We start from the raw sequence: 5,551 nt of genomic DNA on the forward strand, positions 1-5,551 counted from the left end.
CCTGGCAACTCACCAAGCGTCAAGGGAAGCGATCAGGCGACCAAGATGACGACGGGCGCGAGCCCTATGCCGGGACGGTCGGACCAATCGCGCCCGGGCCGGGTGGCCACCCGGCCCGGGCATCCCGCTTATGAGCGGAACGGCACGCTTATACGATAACTCAAACAGACAATGCCGGGCTTGTCCCGGCATCCACCGCGCCACAATGCCCGCAGGGACTAGTTGCGCGGTGGACCCGGCACAAGGCCGGAGCGACGGTTGCGAAAACGATACGGTGCCGTCCCTGAATTCCAATCGGCGGATTGTCCCTCGATCGGCATCACGGCAACCGAGTGTTTCCGGCGTTTGGCTGGTCGTTGTCGATCGGACGCCTTAGGTCGACAGCGAAACGAACGGAGATCTGCCATGCCCATTCCCGCCAGCTGGTCGTCCCAGCTCCAATCGCTGCTGCGCATCGTCACCGCGCTCGGCTTCATGGAGCATGGCGTGTCCAAATTCTTCGGCATCCCGCCCTTCCCGATGCCGCTCACTCCCCTGCTCTACACCGCGGGCACGCTCGAACTGGTCGGCGGCGGGTTGTTCCTGCTCGGCCTGTTCACCCGCCCGGTGGCGTTCGTGCTGTCGGGGATGATGGCAATCGCCTATTTCATGGCGCACGCGCCCAAGAGCATTTTCCCGGCGGTCAATGGCGGCGAGCCGGCGATGCTCTACGCCTTCATCTTCCTCTATTTCGCCGCTGCTGGCGCCGGCGCGTGGAGCGTCGACGCGCGGCGCAATCGGTCGGCCGCCTGATCCGCGCGGGCGCGATTGCGCTGGCCGCATCGCGCCCGCTATCACCGCCGGCATGACCGCCGAGCCGCACCGCCGCAACATCGCCTTGCTGATCGACGCCGACAACGCGTCGTCGCACACGCTCGACCCGGTGCTGACGATCCTGGCCGAACTCGGCACGGTCAACATCCGCCGCGTCTACGGCAATTGGTCGAAGCCGGCGCTCAAGGGCTGGCGCGACCAGACGGTGCGCTACGGCATCGAGCCGCAGCAGCAATTCGACCTGACCAAGGGCAAGAACGCCACCGACATGAAGATGACGATCGACGCGATGGACCTGCTCTATCGCGGGCGCGTCCATGGCTTCGGCATCATGTCGTCGGATTCGGATTTCATGCCGCTGGCGATGCGCATCCGCCAGGACGGCCTGCCGGTCTATGGTTTCGGCACGTCGAAGACGCCGGAAGCGTTCAAACAGGCCTGTACGCGCTTCATCGACGTGACCGCGCTCCACCAGACGCCGGCGCCCGAGACGGTCAATGGCGGCGCCAATGGCAAGTCGGAGGTCGATCCCGAGTTGCTCAAGCTGCTGGTCGACGCCTATGACGCGGTGAAGCGCGACGAGCGCGGCTTCGTCAACCTGTCCGAATTGGGCGAGCGTGCCGGCAATCGCTCGAGCTTCGACGCGCGCAATTATGGCTACAAGCGCTTGTCCGACCTGATCGAGGCGGTGCCCAATTTCCAGACCGAGCGCCGCGACGGCGGGCGGGTGTTCGTCAAACGGGTGCGCTAGAAGCTAGCGCTACGGAACCCCTACTCACGCTTCCCCGGCGAAGGCCGGGGAGGCGTTCTTGCTGAGCGGGCTGATCAATCTCCGGGGCAGCCGCCCGCCTCGCCGATCATCTTGGTCAATTCCCCCGCAAGCAGCACCTTCGCCGGCCCGTTCGCCAGATGGTCGAGGTCGCGCAGCGTCCGGTCCTTGCCCAACCGCTGCATGATGCGCAGTCCGACATAATAGCCCCAGCGCGCGGGGAAGATGCGCGCCGGGTCCTCGCGACCATAGAAATAGCTGCCATAGACCTTCTGATCGGTCGACATCAGGTCGCGACGGACCTGGCACAAAGCGGTGCGCCAGTCGGCATCGACCTTGGCGCGGATCGGTGCCGGCTGGTCGAGCATCAGCAGATGGTCGTCGGCGCCGGGATTCATGACCGAGGCGGCATAGGTCGCCAGTCCTTCCTGCCACAGGGCGCACCACATCGCATCGCAATCCTTGAACCACTGCGCATTCTCGACATGGAACATCTCGTGGTCGAGGAACGGCCCGATGTCGCGGCTGTCGTGGATGCGCGCGATGACGTCGGCGCCGAAGATCATGACGTTCTTGCCGCGCAACGTCCGGGTGCCGCCGTCCATCCGCCCGAGCGAATGGACGAACCAGATCGGCAGGCTCGGCCGGAAGCCGGGGAATTGCGCGCGGAAATGGCGGATGCCGGCGGCGTAGGCGCGCGGGAAATCGCGCTCGGTCTGCTCATAGCGCGCGCGGATCTCGGGGAATTTGGCCAAGGCGTTGGCGACCGACGTGTTGAACTGGGCGCCGGTTTGTCCGTCGGCGGGTTCGTAAAAGCCGGGAAACAGGGCATCGAACCGCTTTCGAAACAAGGCGACGCGCGCTGCCTCCGGCATGCTGCGCGTGGCGTCGTAGAAATGCGCGAACTCGCGAGTGAGCGACCGGTAAGCCGGCGGCGATCGGTTCGGCGCCGCGCCGATCGACAGCAAGGTGACCAGGAGAAGTCCGAAAAGCGCAAAATGCCTCATGGCGTCAGCTCCGAACAATCGCCGCCGAGATACGATCGAACATCGCCGGCGTCGATCTCCAGCAAGCGGCGATCGGCTTTCCCGATCAGGAAGGTGATCACCATGTCCGATCGCGTATGGGCCGCGACGACCCAGGCGTCGCGACCGACGCCATCGATATCGACTCTTCGCGATCCCAGAACATCGACGCGCGAAACCGCCGGGCCGCGATCGAAGTGAAACACGGGGATGTCGAAATGCGCGCCCTCGGCGAACGGCAGCGTCGTGAGGACGAACTCCACGCTTTCGTCATCCCACGCCGGCCGGTCGAAGCGCCGGGTCGAGATGACGACCTTGCCGTCCTCCTGATAGATCTTGCCCCGCGCGGTACCGCCGCCATAGCGCACCGAAAGGTCGGTCCGGCCGTCGGTCCGCTCGCGTGTTTCGATCGGGCGGAGATCGGCAAGCGCGACCTCCAGCGTCGAGCTCAGCAACGGCCCGCCATTGAACCGCGACACGATCGTGATCGTCAATCGATCGCGACCGGTCCGGGCGACCCGGCGGAGCACCTCACCCGCAGGCGGAACCCCGGTCGCCGACGCGGACGTCGCGTAGCAGCTGTCGCCTACGAAAAGGCGCGTCCCATCGATTATCGGCGCCGCCGGCACCGCCTGGAACAGTGCAACGATCGCAGTCAGCACCCGACATCCTCCTGAATTCGCGCGACCTTCCTAGCTGCGCCGATCGGTTCGGCGCAAATCCGTGGCAGTCTTCGGCAGATCGCCCCGTTGCCGCGCCGGGCTGCGGACCCGAAACGGCCCGGTCCGATACGGCCGGTGATAGACTCGCTGCGACAGGCGGGGGCTCAACCCCGCGGTCGGGTCAAAGGGTTGTAGTTTATGGGGATAATGCAGCGGGTCGTGGTGTCGGGAAAGGTCCACCAGGTCGGCTTCAGAGATTTCGCCATCCGCAAGGCGAGTGCCTTGGGGGTCACCGGCTGGGTGCGCAACCGCACCGATGGAACGGTCGAGATATTGGCATCCGGGGAGGAGGATGCGGTCGCGTCCCTTGTCGAGGCGTGCCGCGCAGGCCCGCCGCTGGCGCGGGTCGACCATGTCGAGGCCTATGTCGAAGCGGGCCAGCCGGTGAAGGGATTCACCAAGAGATTTACTGCGTAGCGAGCCACGGTTTGGCGGTTCTCCCTTTTGCCGAGCCGAAGAGGCAGGGTCGCCGATGTGGCGTGGCGACGCGCCTTTTATAACTATTTGTTGAGTGCAGCTTGACGATTCAGACATCCAGTGATCGACTCCACCTCGGAACGGTGGGGGTGCTCGATCTTGGGGATAATCGCTGGTCTTTCATTTGCGATAGCGGCCGCCTCGTCACCCGCTGCGACCGACAATGCCACCTGCTACAACCTCGCTACCGGCAAGCCGAGCCAACTAGAAGGCAAACTGGACTATGTAATGTTCGCGGGGCCACCGAACTTCGAGGATGTCCAGAAAGGCGATACGCCCGATCCCAGCTATGTACTTCGTCTTGACCGACCTATCTGTATCACCGGAGACGAATTCGCCGATCCATCGGTGAAGATTACTGCTGTGCAGGTCGTCGAAACCAAGGCTGTAGCCGGGAAGTTGAAGGCATATCTGGGCAAACGCGTAAGCTTGGGCCTGCGCGATCCAATGGCAGCGGAAACCGGTCATCATCACGAGCCACTCGTCGCCTGGATTACCTCCGTGCGGGCGATCGGCGGCGCTTCCGGGCGTCCCATGGACTTTGTCGAGGAATATGGAACGCCTGCTACCGTCATTAGGGCGTTTTATGCCGCACTCGCCGATGGCCAAGGAGCCATCGCATCCCGATTGGTCGTCCCAGAAAAGCGCGGCAAAGCGGCTTTTTCGGCTGCGGGGCTTTCCGGATTTTATGGAAAACTGAAGGAGCCCATCCAGCTACTGGGGATATCGGTGCGAGATGCAGATTTGTATGTTGCTCGGTATCGTTACGCGACCGGCACACGCCAGTGTAACGGTCGCGCCGAAGTGACGACTGTCGCACGAAACGGCGGCTATTACATTCAAGGGATCAAGGCGCTGGACGGCTGTTGATCCACCGGCTCGCAGTCCGTCGGTTGCCCAGCGAATTGCGAGCCGGTAATCGAGATCACCGCGTCAGCTTCTTGTACGCCAGCCGCGTGGGACGATCCGCGGCATCGCCCAGGCGACGGCGCTTGTCTTCCTCATACGCCTCGAAATTCCCCTCGAACCATTCGACATGACTGTCGCCCTCGAACGCCAGGATGTGCGTCGCGAGGCGATCGAGGAAGAAGCGGTCGTGGCTGATGACCACGGCGCAGCCGGCGAAATTCTCGATCGCTTCCTCGAGCGCGCCCAGGGTTTCGACGTCGAGGTCGTTGGTCGGCTCGTCGAGCAGCAGGACGTTGCCGCCGCGCTTGAGCATCTTGGCGATGTTGACGCGATTGCGCTCGCCGCCCGACAATTTGCCGACATTCTTCTGCTGGTCGGCGCCCTTGAAGTTGAACGCGCCGACATAGGCACGGGTCGACTGGTCGTGGCCGTTGACCTTCATGTAATCGAGCCCGTCCGAGATTTCCTGCCAGACGTTCTTGCTGTCGTCGAGGTGATCGCGGCTCTGGTCGACATAGCCGAGGCGGACTGTGGTCCCCATCTCGATCGTTCCGGCGTCGGGCGTCTCCGCGCCGGTGATCAGCTTGAACAGGGTCGACTTGCCGGCGCCGTTCGGGCCGATCACACCGACGATGCCGCCGGCCGGAAGCGTGAACGACAGATTCTCGAACAGGAGCTTGTCGCCATACGACTTTGACAGATTCTCGACCTCGATCACCTTGCCGCCGAGGCGCTCGGGGACCTGGATGACGATCTGCGCCTTGCCCGGCGTGCGGTTCTGCTGCGCTTCGACCAGCTGCTCGAACTTGGCGATACGCGCCTTGGACTTGGTCTGG

General features: G+C 63.8%; 7 protein-coding genes. 4 read left to right on the forward strand and 3 right to left on the reverse strand.

The window, feature by feature from the left end; translation table 11 throughout:
* The first annotated feature begins 405 nt into the window (after positions 1-405).
* Together ACTHJR_RS13545 and ACTHJR_RS13550 are read left to right on the forward strand one after the other, a co-directional pair.
* Positions 406-792, forward strand: a complete 387-nt coding sequence (locus ACTHJR_RS13545; protein ID WP_440523763.1) for a DoxX family protein — start codon at positions 406-408, stop codon at positions 790-792.
* Between the two features lie 52 nt (positions 793-844).
* Positions 845-1,564, forward strand: coding sequence for an NYN domain-containing protein (locus ACTHJR_RS13550; protein ID WP_440523764.1), 720 nt, complete (start codon positions 845-847; stop codon positions 1,562-1,564).
* 74 nt (positions 1,565-1,638) lie between these two features.
* Here the strand turns inward: ACTHJR_RS13550 and ACTHJR_RS13555 are convergent, their stop codons facing one another.
* The gene (locus tag ACTHJR_RS13555) at positions 1,639-2,589 is read right to left on the reverse strand and encodes a hypothetical protein (protein ID WP_440523765.1); all 951 of its coding nucleotides are present in this window, start codon (positions 2,587-2,589) and stop codon (positions 1,639-1,641) included.
* Positions 2,586-3,269, reverse strand: a complete 684-nt coding sequence (locus ACTHJR_RS13560; protein ID WP_440523766.1) for a DUF3108 domain-containing protein — start codon at positions 3,267-3,269, stop codon at positions 2,586-2,588. Before ACTHJR_RS13560 ends, ACTHJR_RS13555 begins: the two co-directional genes overlap by 4 nt.
* 207 nt (positions 3,270-3,476) lie before the next feature.
* On the opposite strand from ACTHJR_RS13560, the gene ACTHJR_RS13565 reads away from it, so the two are divergent.
* Together ACTHJR_RS13565 and ACTHJR_RS13570 are read left to right on the forward strand one after the other, a co-directional pair.
* Positions 3,477-3,746 carry an acylphosphatase gene (locus ACTHJR_RS13565; protein WP_440523767.1) on the forward strand — a complete coding sequence of 90 codons (270 nt, stop codon included), beginning with the start codon at positions 3,477-3,479 and terminating at the stop codon, positions 3,744-3,746.
* 159 nt (positions 3,747-3,905) lie between these two features.
* On the forward strand, positions 3,906-4,676 hold the full coding sequence (locus ACTHJR_RS13570) for a hypothetical protein (protein WP_440523768.1): 771 nt from the start codon (positions 3,906-3,908) through the stop codon (positions 4,674-4,676).
* Positions 4,677-4,731: 55 nt separating this feature from the next.
* On the opposite strand, the gene ACTHJR_RS13575 is transcribed toward ACTHJR_RS13570, so the two are convergent.
* Positions 4,732-5,551 (reverse strand): ATP-binding cassette domain-containing protein (locus tag ACTHJR_RS13575; protein WP_440523769.1); only part of this gene is annotated, 820 nt, incomplete at its 5' end.

It is taken from the genome of Sphingomonas sp. (genome assembly GCF_051962185.1).
Taxonomy (GTDB): domain Bacteria; phylum Pseudomonadota; class Alphaproteobacteria; order Sphingomonadales; family Sphingomonadaceae; genus Sphingomonas.